The organism is Scandinavium sp. NPDC088450 (assembly GCF_044900545.1).
GTDB lineage: Bacteria > Pseudomonadota > Gammaproteobacteria > Enterobacterales > Enterobacteriaceae > Scandinavium.
In genome coordinates this window covers 1-1,755 of sequence record NZ_JBJDNI010000059.1, presented here as the reverse complement: position 1 = coordinate 1,755, position 1,755 = coordinate 1, and the positions used below count along the sequence as shown (strand labels likewise).

General features: G+C 53.1%; 1 rRNA gene. It reads right to left on the bottom strand.

Annotated elements, in window-relative coordinates:
• Positions 1–23 precede the first annotated feature (23 nt).
• Positions 24–1,755, bottom strand: a 23S ribosomal RNA gene (locus tag ACI2I2_RS24510); the annotation flags it as partial.

Below are 1,755 nucleotides of genomic sequence, written 5' to 3'. Positions count from 1 at the left end.
CGCCAAAACAGCTTCGGCGTTGTAAGGTTAAGCCTCACGGTTCATTAGTATCGGTTAGCTCAATGTATCGCTACACTTACACACCCGACCTATCAACGTCGTAGTCTTCAACGTTCCTTCAGGACTCTCAAGGAGTCAGGGAGAACTCATCTCGGGGCAAGTTTCGTGCTTAGATGCTTTCAGCACTTATCTCTTCCGCATTTAGCTACCGGGCAATGCCATTGGCATGACAACCCGAACACCAGTGATGCGTCCACTCCGGTCCTCTCGTACTAGGAGCAGCCCCCCTCAATTCTCCAGCGCCCACGGCAGATAGGGACCGAACTGTCTCACGACGTTCTAAACCCAGCTCGCGTACCACTTTAAATGGCGAACAGCCATACCCTTGGGACCTACTTCAGCCCCAGGATGTGATGAGCCGACATCGAGGTGCCAAACACCGCCGTCGATATGAACTCTTGGGCGGTATCAGCCTGTTATCCCCGGAGTACCTTTTATCCGTTGAGCGATGGCCCTTCCATTCAGAACCACCGGATCACTATGACCTGCTTTCGCACCTGCTCGAGCCGTCACTCTCGCAGTCAAGCTAGCTTATGCCATTGCACTAACCTCCTGATGTCCGACCAGGATTAGCTAACCTTCGTGCTCCTCCGTTACTCTTTGGGAGGAGACCGCCCCAGTCAAACTACCCACCAGACACTGTCCGCAACCCGGATTACGGGTCTACGTTAGAACACCAGCCATTAAAGGGTGGTATTTCAAGGTTGGCTCCATGCAGACTGGCGTCCACACTTCAAAGCCTCCCACCTATCCTACACATCAAGGACCAGTGTTCAGTGTCAAGCTATAGTAAAGGTTCACGGGGTCTTTCCGTCTTGCCGCGGGTACACTGCATCTTCACAGCGAGTTCAATTTCACTGAGTCTCGGGTGGAGACAGCCTGGCCATCATTACGCCATTCGTGCAGGTCGGAACTTACCCGACAAGGAATTTCGCTACCTTAGGACCGTTATAGTTACGGCCGCCGTTTACCGGGGCTTCGATCAAGAGCTTCTCCCTAAGGATAACCCCATCAATTAACCTTCCGGCACCGGGCAGGCGTCACACCGTATACGTCCACTTTCGTGTTTGCACAGTGCTGTGTTTTTAATAAACAGTTGCAGCCAGCTGGTATCTTCGACTGATTTCAGCTCCACCCGCAGGGGCTTCACCTACATATCAGCGTGCCTTCTCCCGAAGTTACGGCACCATTTTGCCTAGTTCCTTCACCCGAGTTCTCTCAAGCGCCTTGGTATTCTCTACCTGACCACCTGTGTCGGTTTGGGGTACGATTTCGTGTTACCTGGAGCTTAGAGGCTTTTCCTGGAAGCAGGGCATCTGTTACTTCAGCACCGTAGTGCCTCGTCATCACACCTCAGCGTTAACAAGAGTCCGGATTTACCTAAACTCTCCGCCTACATGCTTAAACCGGGACGACCGTCGCCCGGATAACATAGCCTTCTCCGTCCCCCCTTCGCAGTAACACCAAGTACAGGAATATTAACCTGTTTCCCATCGACTACGCCTTTCGGCCTCGCCTTAGGGGTCGACTCACCCTGCCCCGATTAACGTTGGACAGGAACCCTTGGTCTTCCGGCGTGCGGGCTTTTCACCCGCATTATCGTTACTTATGTCAGCATTCGCACTTCTGATACCTCCAGCAACCCTCACAGGCCACCTTCAACGGCTTACAGAACGCTCCCCTACCCAACAACAC